The following is a 15,370-nucleotide window of genomic DNA, read 5'->3' on the forward strand; positions in this document are numbered from 1 at the left end:
GACGGCTGTCGTGAGCCGGGTATCAGCCGTCCTGACATGGCGCCGGGTCTCGTTAACATCACGTTCGCAGCCCCGTTCCTACGCTCGCGGCATGAACACGCCTGTGCAGCGCCTTCGGCAATGGCTACCTCCGCTACGGCTGCCCGGGCGCCGAAGAAGCGGCGCCACACGGACGGCGACGGCAGCGCTGGTGCTCGGCGCGATGCTGGCCGTGACGGCGGCCTGTACCGCCGACGACCCGGCGCCAGATCGTCCGCCCGGCTCGGCGAACCCGCAGTGTGACGGGAAGCTGGACGCGGCATTCGGCGCGTGGGCCCGGGCCGGGTTCAGCGGCGCCGTCGCCTTGTCGACCGGTGGCCGGTTCGAGTGCCTCGCCGGCTACGGTACGGCCGACGACGCCACCGGCGCCCGGAACACCGCCGACACGGTGTACCACATCGGATCGGTCACCAAGGCATTCACCGCCACCGCTATCCTCAAGCTCGCCGAGGGCGGGAAGCTGTCCCTCGACGACCCGGTCGGCAAGCTGGTGCCGGCGATCGTCGGGCCGGTGGCCAAGGCGACGGTACGCCAGGTGCTGCTGCACACCAGCGGGATCGGCGGTTCGATCGGCGCCGATGACCAGCCGCTCGACCGGGCCGGCGCGATCGCCGCGATCAACAAGCTGGAGTTGGTGTTCCCACCCGGTAAGGGCCATGCCTACTCCAACGCCGGATACACGCTGTTGGCGGTCGTCATCGACACCGTGTCCGGTATGTCATACCGCGACTACACCCTCGCGCACGTCCTTACCCTGCCCGGCGGTGCGGTCACCGGCGGTTTCGGGAGCGGCCAGCCGGCCGCCGCCGGACCCCGCGCGGTCGGGTACCTCGACGACGGCAAGCCCGGCGGATCGGGCGACTTCCCCGGTCCGTACTGGACGACGGAGGGCAACGGCTCGCTGGCGATGACCACCAGGGAACTGGCCACCTGGGTGCACGCGCTGTTCCGCACCACGCTGGTGACGCCGGCGACGGCCAAGCTCGCCAGCGAACCGGGGTTCCCGGTGGGCGATGGCCGGTCATACACGCTGGGCGGCTGGATGGCGTTCGACGCCTCGGCGTACGGCAAGCCGATCGTGGGCATCGCCGGCGGTGGCGGCGACATCGGCCACAACGTGGCGGTCGTGTGGATTCCCGAGCGGGACCAGGTGATCGCCATGTCGTCCAACCGATCGGTGCTCACGGCCGAAAAGCTGCTGGGCGCGACGGTATCGGCGCTGGTGGCCGGCGACCCGCTGCCGACGCCGACCGCGCCGGCCGGCGGTGGCGACCCGGCCGCGATCGCCGGGAAGTACCGGCTGGACACCGGAGGGTCGTTGGAGGTGACCGTTGCCGACAACCGGCCGAGGATCTCGGCCACCGGCGCCGACGCTGTCGGTGCACTGTTCCCGCCGCGCGGCCGCTACTTCGCCGACGACCTGCGAGCGCACGAGAAGCGCGTACTCTCCATGCTCGCCGGCAAGACCCGGGAGGGCCGCGACGAGCGCCAGGCCATAGAAGCCGAGCACGGACCGATCTCCGCGGTGGCCCTCGGCGGCACCATCATCGCCGAAGGCGAGATGCGTACATATGTCGCCTTGACCACCCGCGACGGTCCGCGGCTCGGCTGGTACGCGGTCGACGACCACAGCAACATCGGGGCGGTGGAGTTGCCTACCGAGCCACCGGCCCTGACGCTGGTACCGGTCGGGAAGAACAGGTACCGCCCAGACGACCCGACCGGAACCGGCCCGGACGTGACCCTCGACTTCGCCGGCGGCAAGGTGACCGTCACCGGGCCAGCCGGAACGACGACCGCCCGGCGGCCAGGTTGAGATCGGAAACGCTGAACGTGGAAGGGAACGCGCCGGACGGGGACGGGCTCCGCTCTCGTCCGGCGCGCCGCGGACGACCTGTCCAGCCCCGTGACCCGTGAAACGGCTATTGCCAGGCCCTGAGGCGCGTCGCGGCGAGGAAGCCGCCGACGAAGGCGTCGCCCAGACCGATGGTGGTCGGCTCGGCGACGTCGAGCCGGAAGCCGGGCACGCAGCGAACGGCCGCGCCCATCCGGTCTTCCAGGGCCGCGGCGAACGCCAACGCCTCCGGCCGCCTCGGCCGGTGCCGCATGAGCTCGTAGTCCTGGTCGGTGTACTCGTCGCCGTGGCTGTACCGGGTGCTCGCGACAACGATGCCCCCGTTCAGCGGCTCCGCGTACCGGCCGGCGTCCTCCCCGAACGCCGCCGCCCAGTACTTGGTGTGCACCACCAGCGTCGGAGCTGGAATGAGCGCGCGCAGTGACTCGAACGCGTCGGCCACCTCGGCCACGGAGAGTAGGTCGACGGTGCGGCCCAGGTACGACTGCATCTCGTCCTCGTTCAACCCGTAGACGCCGATGGTGGGAACAAGCGCGTCGCGGACCCGTCCGCTGAGTTCCGGCTCGTGGAAGCCGGCGTCCTCGTAGTAGACGACGGCGCCAACGGGCAGGTGTCGCATGTGGCCGCTCAATGTGGACAGACGGCGGTCGAGCAGCCCGCCGTCGCGTATCGCGTTGAATCCCGAGATGAGAAAGACCCGCGCGGTGCGCAGCAGTTCGCCGAGCCCGGGGCTGAGCAGCATCGAACCGTTCGCAGGGTCGTTGACGTAGATGAGGCGGTTTGGAAACGGCGCACGGATGTCGATGTCGCCCGCCCGGACGCGCAGGTCCTGGTCGTACTGCACGATCAGGTGCGGGTAGAACGTGTCCCGGTCGTCGCTGCAGATGTAGTCGCAGCCCGCCGGCAACAGCTGGCGGATCACATCGTTGATGCTGACCAGGTGCAGAGTGGACGGTACGCCCAGCCGGCTCATCTCCTTGGCCGCGCGCACCGACGTTCCCCCCAGCGTCGTGCGGGTGGGGAAACGCTCCGCGAACGCGCTCAGGCACGCGGAGGAGGCGACGAAATGCTCGCCCCCTCCGCCCTTCTTCAGGTACGCGAGGATCGAGATGACCAGCTCACGCTCGGTGGTCACCGCGACCGGCGAGGTCAGCTCGTCGTCGCCGATCCGGTACTCGCCGACGAGCCGCTCCATGACCGGCGCGGACAGCTTGAGCTCATAGTCGACGCCTCCCCCGAGGCCCAGGACGACGGTCATGCGCCGCCGCCCGCAGCCGACACAAAGCGCAGGGAGCGCAGCGACCGAAGCGACTGGCGGCTACAAGGCGGCACAAAGGGCGCCTGACCCGCGCGAGCGGAGGGAGCGCCAACTGGCTCAGTGCTCATGTCAGTAAAGGGATGCCTTGCCGGTCGCCTCGAAGAGGTCGATTTTGTGCGCCGCGACGAGCTTCATGGCCTCGATCGCCGGCGGTTGGATGCTGAGCGGCTCGCGCAGGCCGGCGTCGGCGAGGACCTCACGCATCTTGTCGTGGTAGGCCACCTTGATGTCGCTGGAGATGTTGATTTTGTTGATGCCGAGCCGGACCGCCTGCGCGATCTCGTCGTCCGGGTTGCCCGAGCCGCCGTGCAGCACCAGCGGGATCCGCACCCGGTCCTTGATCTCCTTGAGCAGGTCGAGCTTGAGCTCCGGCTTCAGGGTCTTCGGGTACAGGCCGTGATAGGTGCCGATGGCAACGGCGAGGCTGTCGACCCCCGTCTGCTTGACGAAGGTCACGGCGTCGATCGGGTCGGTGTAGATGATGGTGTCGGTGCCGGCTTCGGCCTCGCCGTCGGTCTTGCCGATCGTCCCGAGCTCCGCCTCGACCGACAGGCCGACCGCGTGCGCGGTCTCGGTGACCTTCCTGGAGATCGCGACGTTGTCCTCAAAGGGCTGTAGCGACGCGTCGATCATCACCGAGGTGAAGCCAATCTTGATGGCGGTCAGCGTCTCCTCGTAGGTCGCGCCGTGGTCCCAGTGGATCGCGATCGGCACGGACGAGCGGTGGGCTCGCTGCGTCATCGCGGCGATGACGTCGTGGCCGATGTGCTTGACCTCGTCGGGATGGACCCCGATGAACAGCGGCGCGTTCTTCTCCTCGCTGATGTCCACGATGCCGTTGAACATGGCGTAGTCGCTGATGTTGAAGGCAGGCACGGCGAAGTTTTTCTCGTGCGCCACGTCCAGGATCGCCTTGCCGGTCGTCAGCATTGCTGCGTTCTCCTTCTGGGGTTGGTTCCCGCTCGCGAGCGGGAGGGTCATGCCTTGACGGCGCCGGAGGTGAGGCCGCCGATGAATCGCCGCTGGAAGAGCAGGAACAGGATGAGGACCGGGATGGACCCCAGGATGCTCATGGCCATCATCTGGTTCCACTCGTAGGAGTGCTGGCCCATCAGAAGCTGGATGCCGATGGGCACGGTTCGCATGTCGTCGGTGCGGGTGAGCGTCAACGCGAAGAGGTACTCGTTCCAGGAGATCATGAACGTGTACACGCCGACGGCGACCATTCCCGGCACCGAGACGGGCACCAGAACCCGCCACAGCGCCGTCCAACTCGACGCCCCGTCGACCTTGACGGACTCGTCCAGTTCCTTGGGCAGGGTGTTGAAGTAAGCCGTCATCATGATGATCGCGTAGGGCAGCGTGAACACCATGTGCGTGAGGATCAGCCCGGGATAGGTGTTGTACAGGCCGAGCGTCACCACCAGGCCGAAGTAGGGAATGACGAGCGTGATCGGTGGCACGGCCTGCACGCTGACGATCACCGCGTTGATGGAGCGTTTGAGCGGGAACTCGTAGCGGCTGAACCCGTACGCCGCCAGGATCGCCACGAACAGCGTCAGCGCGGTCACCGCGAGCGCGACGATGTAGCTGTTGAGGAAGAACCTCAGCTGGGCGCCGTCGCCGAGGATGGCGGTGTAGGCGTCGAACGAGAAGTTCTTGCTGAGCAGCTTCGGCGGCACCGCGAAGACCTCGCCGTTGGGCTTGAACGACGTCGACAGCATCCACACGACCGGCAGGCCGGCGAAGGCGGCGCCGATACACAGGCCGGTGAACACGGCGATCTTCGCGCCGAGGCGTCGCCTCTTGCGGGTGAGCACGCTCTTGCGGGCGGGCACGCGATCACCTCTCCTTTTGCAGGCGGACGTAGAAGAACGCGAGGACCATCGTGAGCAGCAGAACGATGACCGCCGCCGCGGACGCGGTGGCGAACTCGTAACTGCTGAAGGCTTGCTTGTAGGTGTACGTGCTGAGCATCTCCGTGACATTCAGCGGTCCGCCGCCCGTCGTCATCCAGATGAGAGCGAACTGCTGCGAGGTCCAGATGAGATCGAGCACGGCCATGCTGATCAGTACCGGTCGCAGCTGCGGGATCGTCACGTTCCAGAACTGCCGGATCGGGCTGGCGCCGTCGACGGAGGCCGCCTCGTACAGGTCACCCGAGATTCCCTGGAGCCCGGCGAGGATGCTGATCATGAAGAACGGAAAGCCGGCCCAGACGTTGATGAACGTCAGCGCCCAGAGCGCTTTGCCCGGGTCGGAGAGCCAGTTCACGCCCTCCTGCATCCTGCCGAGCGTGGTCAGCAGGTAGTTGACCACTCCGGACGGGTCGAGCATGAGGCGCCAGATGACCGCGATCACGGCGACCGTGAACAGCCACGGCAGGATGTAGATGATGCGGAAGATGGTTTTCGTCACGCCGCTCAACAGCGACGTGTTGAGCATCATCGCGAACCCCAGCCCGAGAACGAGGTGCGCGACGGTGCTCACGGTGATGAAGACGAAGGTGTTCTTCAGCGCGGCCAGGAAGTCCGGGTCGGTGAGCACCGTGGTGTAGTTGGCGAAGCCGACGAAGACCGAGTTCTGCTGGACGATCACGTTGTCTTTGAACGAGTAGCTGATGACCATCACGATGGGGATGATCATCAGCACGAAGATCAATATCATCGTCGGCGAGAGATAGCCGAACGGGGCGCCGCTCTTCGTCAGGAAACGCCGCGCTCTGCCCCGGCGAGCGGCCCGGGTCTGCGGCGCGACCGCCGCCACCGGCGGGGGCGGGGGCGGCGCGTGATCCAGTTTCGCGGAATCCATCGATGTCTCCTCGTGTCGGGGCCGCGCCGCGGTGTCGACGCGGCCCCGATGTATGGAAAGCCTCAGAGCACCGACGCCCAGGCCTCTTGCGCCTTGCTGAGCGTGTCGTCGACGCTCTGCTTGCCGGTGAGAGTGAGCTGCAGCTGCTCGTCGAAGCTGCGCATGAGGTCCTCGGACTTCGGCAGGCCCACGAACTCGTTGGCCGGGTAGCCCGCCTGGTAGATGTCGAAGGCCGTCTTGAACAGCGGGTCGCTGTTGGTGAAGTCCGGCTCGGCGGTCTTGTTGCCCGGGAAGCCGTTCGCCAGCGTGCTCAGCTCCGCGTTCTTCTCCTTGCTCATCAGGAACTCGACGAGCTTGAACGCCTCGGCCTTGTGCTTGGAGGAGCCGGCGACGCCGATGCCCCACGACGCGTACGGGATGCCGCGCTTGCCGGTGTAGCCGTCCTCGGCCGGAATCGGCAGCACCGTGAAGTTCAGCGAGGGGTTGTTCTTCTTGATCAGCGTGATGTGCGCCAAGGAGTCGATCACCATGCCCACCTGGCCGGTGGTGAACTTCTCGACCTTGTCCTGCTCTTTCATGGTGAGCGAGCCGGGGGCGATGACGTTCGCGTCATTCAGGCTCTTGACGTACTCGATGGTGCTCTTGACCTGCGCGTTGGTCAGGTCGGGCTTACCGTCCTTGGTGAGCATGGAGCCGCCCGACGCCCACAGCCACGACATCACGTCGTTCTGCACGCCGTTGGGCACGGCGGTGTCGAGTGGAAGAGCCCAGCCCTTGACGTTCCCCCCGGTCGCGGTGATCTTCTTCGCCGCGTCCAGGAACTCAGTACGCGTGCTCGGCGGCGTGGTGATACCGGCCTTCGAGAGCAGGTCGTTGTTGACGAACAGCGGGTACACGAAGTTCACCACGGGGATCATGTAGGTCTTCCCCTCGAGCTGGATCTGGCTCGCGAGCTGGCTCGAGTCGTACTTCGCGTCGCCCATGAGCGAGGTCAGGTCAGCGATCGCGCCCTGCTTGGCGAAGTCGTTCACCCACGCGCCGTCGAGGCCCACGACGTCAGGCAGCGTCTTGGACGCCGCGCCGGACACCAACTGCTGCTTGGTGGACGCATACGGCCCACTCAACAGCTTGACCTTGATATTCGGGTTCTGCGCCGTGAACTCGGTCATGAGCTTGTCGAACGATCCCGCCGGAAGCTCCGGCGCCCACCACTGCGCGAACTCGAGCGTGACGGTGCCGTCCGCGCTGGTCTCGTCAGAACCGCCGCACCCCACCACGGTGGTGCCGACCAACGCGGCCACCGCTATCACCCCGAATAGGTGCCTCCGTCGGGTCATGCCGAACTCCTTCTATGTCAAGGTGTTACCGCTCTATGCTGGTCTGCGCCACGTTAACAGCACGTTACATCACTCACAAGACCCACTACTGCAAGAACCGGCTAGAGAATGCAAAGTACTGCGGAGCAAATCGGAAAGTAGGGTGGAATGTGGCACTGGCCGCCACCGACCCATGCCGATGCCAGCACAACACTGCATGAAACGGGCAGTACGATGCTGTACCCTGCCGTTCTAAGCTCGTTCTGAGGCTGGAGGGCCAGTGACCGTGGACAAAGAGGATCGGCAGCGCCGCCTGCCCGCGGGGCGCAAGGCCCAGTTGGCGGCCTACGTCGCGGAGACCGGAGAGGTCACGGTCAACGCGCTCGCCGAGCGCTTCGGTGTCTCCATCGACACCATCCGGCGCGACCTCGACCAGCTCAGCGCCGACGGGGTACTGGTCCGCACCTACGGCGGGGCGGTCAGCCAGTCGACATTCTCCCGGGTCGACCGGACCGTCGACGCGCGGCTCAACATGGAGAAGCGCGAGAAGGAGAAGATCGCGGTACTCGCGGCGTCCCTGGTGGAGAACGGGTCCGTCATCATGCTCAACGGCGGGACCACCACGCTCGCCGTCGCCAAGAGCCTGCGCAACCACCGCGACCTCACCGTCGCGACGAACAGCCTGCTCGTACCCCCGGCGCTGTCACCGGCCGCCATCCGCGACGTGTACGTCTTCGGCGGCGCCGTCCGCACGCTCACGCTCGCGACCGCCGGGCCCGTCAGCTTCCGCACCGCCGGCGGCAGCGAGCTCGACATCAGCTGCGACCTGGCGCTGATCGGGGTCGGCGCCGTCTCGGCCGTCGCCGGATACACGACGAGCAACCTCGCCGAGGCCGCGATGATGCGGGAAATGATCTCTCGGGCGGCGCGTGTGGCGATCCTGGCCGACTCGTCGAAGTTCGGCCGCCGGCTCTTCGCCCAGGTATCCGAGCTCGGCGGCGCCGACTACCTCGTCACCGACTCCACCCCACCGCCCGACCTCCTGGACGCCCTCATGGAAAACGAGGTCGAGCTGGTGACACCGGAGACGGCCTAACCGGGCCGGCGTTCGCGCCGACGCCGGGCCTGCTGATCGGCGCCCAGACCGCACTCGGTGTCGGCGGTTCGATGGTGATGGCCGCCGCCGTGCCGGGCGGTCCGGCGTCGACGCCGATCCCGCGGGAACCAACCGGACATGATCCACGACTACCTCTCGGACGGTCCATGGATTCTCGCCGGGCGAGCCCGGCGGTTGGTGAAGGAGTGCAGATGCGCGTACGGATGGCAGCCGGGCTCGGGGTCGCGGTGCTGGCCGGTGCCGTGGCGGGCCTGGGCATTGGCGTGGGCCCGGCGTCCGCGCACGTGACGGTGAACCCGCGGGAGGCGACGCAGGGCGGCTACGCGAAGCTGGCGTTTCGGGTGCCGAACGAGCGCGACAACGCCTCGACGGTGAAGGTCGAGGTGACGATCCCGACGCAGACGGCGATCGCCTCGGTCTCGACCCGGCCGACACCCGGCTGGACCGCCACGGTCGAGCGCACGAAGCTAGCGACGCCGTTGAAGGTCCACGACAGCGAGGTCACCGAGGCGGTCTCGAAGATCACTTGGACGGCGGCCCCTGGCAATGAGGTCAAGCCGGGTCAGTTCCAGGAGTTCGAGGTCTCCGCCGGCCCGCTGCCCGAAGTGGACCGGATCACCTTCAAGGCCCTCCAGACGTACTCCAACGGCGAGGTCGTGCGCTGGATCGAGGAGCCCCAGGCGGGGCAGGAGGAGCCGGAGCACCCCGCGCCGATCCTCAAGCTGACCAAGGCAGCCGCGCAGCCGGCCGGTACCGGCGCGGCGGTCGTGAACGCGAACGCCGACCTGGCCGACACGAGCTCGGACGACGGCGCCTCCGGCTGGTACGCCGCGGCCGGCGTAGCCGGTCTGATCACGGGCCTCGCTGGCCTGGCGTTCGGGATGCTGGCCTGGCGGCGGTCGGGCACCCAGGCCAGCTGACGGCGTTACCTGTCGCCGGGTTCGTCCCGTCGATCACGGTTCCTGTCCTCGTTTCCGCTGAAGGGCGCGGCGGCGTCGGTGTCCGGCGCCGCCGTTCGGGCGCGCTGTTCGTCGCGGCCCTCGTCCCCGTCGGCACCGGACCGGCGCTGATCGGTGGCGGTGTCGCGATCGACTGGATGCCGTTTGCTACTCATGCGCCTGCCTGTACCCGCCGCTCGCCGGGAGAAAACGGATCTTCAGCCGGTGCGACGCGCCCGCGTCTCGTCGCCGCTCGACCACAAAAGCAGTCGCCCTAGCTGACCCGGCGCTGGATGCGCCACAGACCGACCGCCGCGAGCAGTGCGCCAAGCCCGAGATACAGCCCCAGTTCGATCCATTGGAACGGCCAGAATCGCTGGTTGGGCTGGTGTTCCACGTCGATGTGGAGGCCGAGTTCGCCGAGGCATACCGCGGTGTCACCGAACCTGCCGGTGGCGCCGGTCTTCGGGGCGTTGTCGAGGCACTGGTTGAAGGCGGCGTCGGAGAGTCGCCGGCCGTCAGCTGTCAGGAGCCCCGTCGATCACCGTACGGCTACTACGCCACCTGACCAGGCCCGGACGAGAACCCGACAGGACGCTACCGTCGCTGTCGGACCGCGAAATGGAGGTCGTCCGGGAGATCGCACGCGGCCGCACCAACCTGGAGATCGGCGCCGAACTGTTCATCTCCCTGAGTACGGTCAAAAGCCACGTGTCGACCATCCAGACGAAGCTCGGTCTGCGCAACCGCGTCGAGATCGCCGCCTGGGCCTGGGAGAACCGGGTCGTCGAAACCGCCTGACGGCGCGCTCCCGAGCCGAGCGACACACCCGACACACCATCTGGTGTTGTGATTTTGAGCTGACACCCATATATGGTGTTGCCTGCAGCTGGTTCGACCGTCCCGCCAGGACGGTCGAGGCAAGAGGGAACCCCGGTGTGAGTCCGGGACTGCCCCGCAGCGGTGAGTGGGAACGACCGCCGTCAACCAAGCACTGGGCCTTTGCCGGCCTGGGAAGCGACGGCCAGTAGATGACCATCCGTGGTCATGCCCGCGAGTCCGAAGACCTGCCAGCGCACCGCACGCCACCGGGCGTGCGGTGGTCGAAGGCCGCGCGGGACGGCCGACGCCATCAGCCGGTCCGCGCCACGGGCCGGTGGGGCGTCCCCCTGCGCACCGGCGACCTCGGCAGAAGCGGAGGGTAGGGGGACATGACAGTCATGCGGGTCCGCAAGCGCAACGGCGACAGCGAACCGGTAGACGTCAACAAGATCGTTAGAGCGGTCGAGCGGTGGGTGGACGACCTGGCCGAGGTTGACCCGCTGCGGGTCGCGACCAAGACCATCAGCGGGCTGTACGACGGGGCCACCACGGCCGAACTGGACCGGCTGTCGATCCAGACGGCGGCCGAGCTGATCGGTGAGGAGCCGCAGTACTCGAAGCTGGCGGCGCGGCTGCTGGCCGCGTTCGTGGACAAGGAGGTCCGCGGCCAGGGGGTGGCGAGCTTCAGCCAGTCGATCCGCCACGCGCACCAGCAGGGGCTGATCGGCGACGAGACCGCCGAGTTCGTGGCCCGCAACGCGCGCAAGCTCGACGACGCCGTCGATCCCGACGCGGACCTGCGGTTCGAGTACTTCGGGCTGCGCACGGTCGCCGACCGGTACCTGCTGCGCCATCCGCGGTCCCGGCTGGTGGTGGAGACGCCGCAGTACTGGTTGCTGCGCGTGGCCTGCGGCCTGTCCGAGACGCCGGCCGAGGCGATCGGCTTCTACCGGCTGATGTCCAGCCTGGCCTACCTGCCCAGCTCGCCGACGCTGTTCAATTCGGGCACCCGGCACACCCAGATGTCGTCCTGCTTCCTGGTCGACTCGCCGCGCGACGAGCTCGACTCGATCTACGAGCGCTATCACCAGGTCGCGAAGCTGTCGAAGTTCTCCGGCGGCATCGGCATCTCCTGGTCCCGCGTCCGCGGCCGGGGCGCGCTGATCCGCGGCACGAACGGCAAGTCCAACGGCATCGTGCCGTTCCTCAAGACCCTCGACGCCGGCGTGGCCGCGGTCAACCAGGGAGGCCGGCGCAAGGGCGCCGCCTGCGTCTATCTCGAACCCTGGCACCCGGACATCGAGGAGTTCCTCGAACTGCGCGACAACACCGGCGAGGACGCCCGCCGCACGCACAACCTGAACCTGGCCAACTGGATCCCGGACGAGTTCATGCGCCGCGTCGAGGCCGACGCCGACTGGTCCCTGATCGACCCGAGCGACGCGCCGGAGCTGCCCGACCTGTACGGCGAGGAGTTCGAGGAGGCCTACCGCGCGGCCGAGAAGAAGGCGGTCAAGACGGTCAAGGCCCGTGACCTGTACGGGCGGATGATGCGCACCCTGGCGCAGACCGGCAACGGGTGGATGACGTTCAAGGACGCGTCGAACCGGCTGTCCAACCAGACCGGCGCCCCGGGCAACACCATCCACCTGTCGAACCTGTGCACCGAGATCCTCGAGGTCAACGGCGACGACGAGACGGCGGTGTGCAACCTGGGCTCGATCAACCTGGGCGCGCACGTCACCGCCGACGGAGTCGACTGGAAGAAGCTGCGTGCGACGGTGCGCACCGCGGTCCTCTTCCTGGACCGGGTCATCGACATCAACTTCTACCCGTCCGCGCAGGCGGCGGCGTCGAACCCGCGGTGGCGGCCGGTTGGCCTCGGGCTGATGGGCCTGCAGGACGCGTTCTTCACGCTCCGGTTACCGTTCGACGCGGACGCCGCCCGGGAGCTGTCCACCCGGGTACAGGAGGAGATCTTCCTGTCCGCGCTGGAGACGTCCGCCGAGTTGGCCGAGCGGTTCGGCACGCATCCGGCGTACCCGGAAACCCGCGCCGCCCAGGGTGAGCTGCACCCGGACCTGTGGGGCGTCGAACCGTCGCAGACCGATCGGTGGGCGGCGCTGCGATCGAAGATCGCGGCGACCGGCCTGCGCAACTCGCTGGTGGTCGCGATCGCGCCGACGGCCACGATCGCCTCCATCGCCGGCTGCTACGAGTGCATCGAGCCGCAGGTGTCCAACCTGTTCAAGCGCGAGACCATGTCGGGCGAGTTCCTTCAGATCAACACCTATCTGGTACGCGAGCTGAAGGCGCGCGGGCTGTGGACGGCGCCGATCCGCGAGCAGATCAAGCGGGCCGAGGGGTCCGTGCAAGGCATCGCGGACCTGCCCGCCGACGTTCGCGAGCTGTTCCGCACCGCCTGGGAACTGCCGCAGCGCTCCCTGATCGACCTGGCCGCCGCCCGCGCGCCGTACATCGACCAGTCGCAGTCGCTGAACCTGTTCCTGAGCGCGCCCACCATCGGCAAGCTCTCATCGATGTACCTGTACGCCTGGAAAGCCGGACTGAAGACGACCTATTACCTGCGGTCGCGACCGGCGACCCGGATCCAGCAGGCCACCGTCGCCATCACCACCCAGGTAGCAGCAGTCACCGACGGCTCCAACGTCTCAGTCGTCTCCGACGACGTGGCCTGCTCCCTGGAGAACCCCGAGACCTGCGAGGCGTGCCAATGATGCTGCTCGACCCGGGCATGGACCTGACCCTGCGGCCCATGCGGTATCCGCACTTCTTCGACCGCTTCAAGGACGCCATCAAGAACACCTGGACGGTCGAGGAGGTGGACCTGCACTCCGACCTCGCCGACCTGTCGAAGCTCTCCCCCGCGGAGAAGCACCTGGTCAGCCGGCTGGTCGCGTTCTTCGCCACCGGCGACACCATCGTCGCCAACAACCTCGTGCTCAACCTCTACCAGCACGTCAACTCGCCCGAGGGACGGCTCTACCTGTCGCGGCAGCTGTTCGAAGAGGCGGTACACGTCCAGTTCTACCTGAACCTGCTCGACACGTACGTACCGGACGAGCAGGAGCGGTTCGAGGCGTTCGCCGCGGTGGAGAACATTCCCTCGATCGCCCGCAAGGCCGAGTTCTGCTTCAAGTGGATCGACTCGATCTTCGAGCTGCGCGAGCTGAAGACCCGGGACGACCGGCGGGCGTTCCTGCTCAACCTGATCTGCTTCGCCGCCTGCATCGAGGGCCTGTTCTTCTACGGCGCCTTCGCGTACGTCTACTACCTGCGCTCCCGTGGCCTGCTGCACGGCCTCGCCAGCGGCACCAACTGGGTGTTCCGCGACGAATCAATGCATATGGCATTCGCGTTCGACGTGGTGGACACCGTGCGCCAGGAGGAGCCGGACCTGTTCGACGCCGAGATGGAGCAGCAGGTCAGGGACATGCTCGCCGAGGCTGTCGAGTGCGAGGTGCAGTTCGCGGCCGATCTGCTCGAACAGGGCGTGTCCGGCATGTCGCTGGGCGACATGCGCGAGTACCTGCAGCACGTCGCCGACCGGCGGCTCGCCGTGCTGGGCATCGAGCCGATGTACGGCAGCAAGAACCCGTTCGCGTTCATGGAACTGCAGGACGTGCAGGAACTGTCGAACTTCTTCGAACGGCGGGTGTCCGCGTACCAGGTCGGGGTGAGCGGCACGGTCAGCTTCGACGACGACTTCTGACCGGACCGATCTGAGACCGTCGTACGACCCTCTCTTTCCTGCCCTCGTGCCCCATGGCACGATCACGCCGTGTCCATTTCGCGTCGTGGCGTCATCAGCGCCGGGCTGGCCGCGGTGGCGGCCGGCCTGGCCGGCTGCGCCAGCCAGTCGTCCCCGGTCTGGACGGACGGCCTGGACGCCTCCACCGGCCCGGAGGCCTCCGGCGCCGGCGCCGCCGGGATCAAGCCCGCGCCCACCGCCACCGCGACACCGTCCGCGGGAGCCGCCAAACCCCGACCCGTCGCCGCCTACGAGGCGAAACTGGCCGCCGAGCTGCGCCGGTTCCTCAAGCCCACTCCAGAGAACCCCAAACACCCCACCTACGCCGGCGCGACGGCACTCGTCATGATCAACGGACGGGTCGACTGTCACATCGCGGTCGGGCACGCGCTGCGCTACGGCGCCGGACCGGTCGAGCTGTCCGAGGCCAAGCGGGTGCCGATGTACCGGGACTCCATCTTCGACCTCGCCTCGCTCACCAAGGTGTACGCGTCCATCCTCGTTCTCCAGCAGGTCGAGAAGGGCAGGCTGGACCTGGCCGCACCGGTCGCCAGCTACCTGCCCGACTTCAGCGGCGCGGGCAAGGACAAGGTCACCGTCCAGATGCTGCTCACACACACCAGCGCCCTCCCCGTCGGCGCCAAGGTCGCCGGCCTGCCCAACCTGGCCGCCAAACGCAAGGCGGTACTGGCCACGCCGCTGATCAGCGGTGCCACGCCTGGTGACGCGTACCGGTACTCCAGCGTCGGTCTCATGGTCGCGGCCATGCTGGTCGAGAAGGTCACCGGCCAATCCCTCGACAAGGCGCTCAAGGACGGCATCACCGGTCCACTCGGCCTGCGCGACACCGGGTTCAAACCGCTCACCTGGCTCAACTCCCACGATCAAGCCCAGCGACTGGTCGCTACCGACGCCCGCTCGTCACGCGGCCTGCTACGCGGCGTCGTCCACGACGACGTCGCCAATCAGATGGGCGGCGTCGCGGGCAGTGCCGGCATCTTCGCCACCGCCAAGGACGTCGCCGCGATCGGGCAGGCCCTCCTGAACGGTGGCAAGGGCCTGCTCACCGCCGCGACCGTGCGGAAGATGCTCGCCAACCACAACCAGGGCCTGCCGGCGATCGACCCCGACCGCCCAGGACGCCCCTCGGACCACGGCCTCGGCCTCACCCTGCGCCAGCCGTGGTTCATGGGCCGGCTCTCCGCCGCGGCCACCTTCGGCCACACCGGCTTCACCGGCACCTCACTGCTGGTCGAACCTCGCCGCAAGCTCGTACTGGTCCTGCTGACCAACCGCGCCCACCCGAACTGGAGCTGGGCCAACCCCGACCCCATGCGCGCCGCTGTCGCCAACATCGTCGCCGCCGCCATCCCGTAGCGGTA

At 67.8% G+C, this 15,370-nt stretch carries 13 protein-coding genes and 1 riboswitch; of the genes, 7 read left to right on the forward strand and 6 right to left on the reverse strand.

Features of this window, described 5'->3' with window-relative positions; translation table 11 throughout:
* Positions 1-91 precede the first annotated feature (91 nt).
* Complete coding sequence (locus tag V6V89_RS10580) at positions 92-1,855, forward strand: serine hydrolase domain-containing protein (RefSeq protein ID WP_334618854.1); 1,764 nt, start codon at positions 92-94, stop codon at positions 1,853-1,855.
* A gap of 106 nt (positions 1,856-1,961) precedes the next feature.
* Here V6V89_RS10580 and V6V89_RS10585 read toward each other — a convergent pair whose 3' ends face one another.
* The 5 genes from V6V89_RS10585 to V6V89_RS10605 all read right to left on the reverse strand — a co-directional run bounded on the left by V6V89_RS10585 (position 1,962) and on the right by V6V89_RS10605 (position 7,360).
* Entirely contained in the window at positions 1,962-3,152 is a 1,191-nt protein-coding gene (locus tag V6V89_RS10585) for an ADP-dependent glucokinase/phosphofructokinase (protein ID WP_334618855.1), read from the reverse strand.
* A gap of 129 nt (positions 3,153-3,281) precedes the next feature.
* On the reverse strand, positions 3,282-4,142 hold the full coding sequence (locus tag V6V89_RS10590; protein ID WP_334618856.1) for a ketose-bisphosphate aldolase: 861 nt from the start codon (positions 4,140-4,142) through the stop codon (positions 3,282-3,284).
* 47 nt (positions 4,143-4,189) lie between these two features.
* Positions 4,190-5,050, reverse strand: a complete 861-nt coding sequence (locus V6V89_RS10595) for a carbohydrate ABC transporter permease (RefSeq protein WP_334618857.1) — start codon at positions 5,048-5,050, stop codon at positions 4,190-4,192.
* A gap of 4 nt (positions 5,051-5,054) precedes the next feature.
* Positions 5,055-6,023, reverse strand: coding sequence for a carbohydrate ABC transporter permease (locus V6V89_RS10600; RefSeq protein WP_334618858.1), 969 nt, complete (start codon positions 6,021-6,023; stop codon positions 5,055-5,057).
* Between the two features lie 62 nt (positions 6,024-6,085).
* A complete protein-coding gene (locus V6V89_RS10605; protein WP_334618859.1) occupies positions 6,086-7,360 on the reverse strand; it encodes an ABC transporter substrate-binding protein in 1,275 nt (424 codons plus the stop codon).
* A 259-nt stretch (positions 7,361-7,619) separates the two neighbouring features.
* Here V6V89_RS10605 and V6V89_RS10610 point away from each other — a divergent pair, with 259 nt between their 5' ends.
* Together V6V89_RS10610 and V6V89_RS10615 are read left to right on the forward strand one after the other, a co-directional pair.
* Positions 7,620-8,435, forward strand: coding sequence for a DeoR/GlpR family DNA-binding transcription regulator (locus tag V6V89_RS10610; protein WP_334618860.1), 816 nt, complete (start codon positions 7,620-7,622; stop codon positions 8,433-8,435).
* Positions 8,436-8,647: 212 nt separating this feature from the next.
* Complete coding sequence (locus V6V89_RS10615; protein ID WP_334618861.1) at positions 8,648-9,376, forward strand: YcnI family copper-binding membrane protein; 729 nt, start codon at positions 8,648-8,650, stop codon at positions 9,374-9,376.
* A 292-nt stretch (positions 9,377-9,668) separates the two neighbouring features.
* On the opposite strand, the gene V6V89_RS10620 is transcribed toward V6V89_RS10615, so the two are convergent.
* Positions 9,669-9,791 carry a hypothetical protein gene (locus V6V89_RS10620; protein WP_334618862.1) on the reverse strand — a complete coding sequence of 41 codons (123 nt, stop codon included), beginning with the start codon at positions 9,789-9,791 and terminating at the stop codon, positions 9,669-9,671.
* A 209-nt stretch (positions 9,792-10,000) separates the two neighbouring features.
* On the opposite strand from V6V89_RS10620, the gene V6V89_RS10625 reads away from it, so the two are divergent.
* The 4 genes from V6V89_RS10625 to V6V89_RS10640 all read left to right on the forward strand — a co-directional run bounded on the left by V6V89_RS10625 (position 10,001) and on the right by V6V89_RS10640 (position 15,365).
* Positions 10,001-10,195, forward strand: a complete 195-nt coding sequence (locus V6V89_RS10625) for a response regulator transcription factor (RefSeq protein WP_442935114.1) — start codon at positions 10,001-10,003, stop codon at positions 10,193-10,195.
* A gap of 72 nt (positions 10,196-10,267) precedes the next feature.
* Positions 10,268-10,483: riboswitch (cobalamin riboswitch) on the forward strand.
* 122 nt (positions 10,484-10,605) lie between these two features.
* On the forward strand, positions 10,606-12,954 hold the full coding sequence (locus V6V89_RS10630) for a ribonucleoside-diphosphate reductase subunit alpha (RefSeq protein WP_334618864.1): 2,349 nt from the start codon (positions 10,606-10,608) through the stop codon (positions 12,952-12,954).
* Entirely contained in the window at positions 12,951-13,949 is a 999-nt protein-coding gene (locus V6V89_RS10635; RefSeq protein ID WP_442935110.1) for a ribonucleotide-diphosphate reductase subunit beta, read from the forward strand. The genes V6V89_RS10630 and V6V89_RS10635 overlap by 4 nt, the downstream gene beginning before the upstream one ends.
* A 69-nt stretch (positions 13,950-14,018) precedes the next feature.
* Entirely contained in the window at positions 14,019-15,365 is a 1,347-nt protein-coding gene (locus V6V89_RS10640; protein WP_334618865.1) for a serine hydrolase domain-containing protein, read from the forward strand.
* The last annotated feature ends 5 nt before the right edge of the window (positions 15,366-15,370 follow it).

This window comes from Micromonospora sp. CPCC 206061 (genome assembly GCF_036906915.1).
GTDB lineage: Bacteria > Actinomycetota > Actinomycetes > Mycobacteriales > Micromonosporaceae > Phytohabitans.